Annotated in this window: 2 protein-coding genes; both read left to right on the forward strand. The window is 34.5% G+C overall.

The window, feature by feature from the left end:
• Positions 1-336: hypothetical protein (locus B6A10_RS16305; protein WP_188221717.1), on the forward strand; the 336-nt coding region annotated here is incomplete at its 5' end.
• Positions 337-354: 18 nt separating this feature from the next.
• Positions 355-537 (forward strand): hypothetical protein (locus B6A10_RS16310; protein ID WP_188221718.1); only part of this gene is annotated, 183 nt, incomplete at its 3' end.

Consider the following 537-nt stretch of genomic DNA (forward strand, 5'->3'; position numbering starts at 1 on the left):
GCGGCAGATGGCTCTACCTATGCGATGGTGGTTACAGACCCTGCTGCCCTTGACTCTTTTCTATCAAACTATCCCGCAAGTGAGAATCAATCGAATGAAAATTATAAACCAGGTTCACCTATGGAAGATTTATATAACGACGCGTATCTAGGTTTTAAAAACTCTGGTTTAAGTGATGCTGTTGCGGAAGAAAGAGCTAACGCTGTAGTAATGGCAGAAGCAGGTATTAATTTATTAAAAGCTCCAGCCAATAGCACCGATTTTAAACAAATACAGGGTACAAAAGTTCAAGATGAGAATGGAAATTGTACATTTACTAAATCAGATTGTCCATAAATATTTAATAAAATAAAAATGAAAACATATATTATCCCACTTATACTACTACTTTTGCTGGGTTGTAAAAGCGTAACCCCAACAACTGATAAAGTTTTAAGAGAAACCACAACGATTCCAAAATATCAAAAATTAAAAAATTTTAAAGGTACAACTAATGATACCTTGGCATATGTGCGAAAATCTATCATCGATAGAAAA

Source organism: Flavobacterium pokkalii (assembly GCF_014596575.1).
Classification (GTDB): domain Bacteria; phylum Bacteroidota; class Bacteroidia; order Flavobacteriales; family Flavobacteriaceae; genus Flavobacterium; species Flavobacterium pokkalii.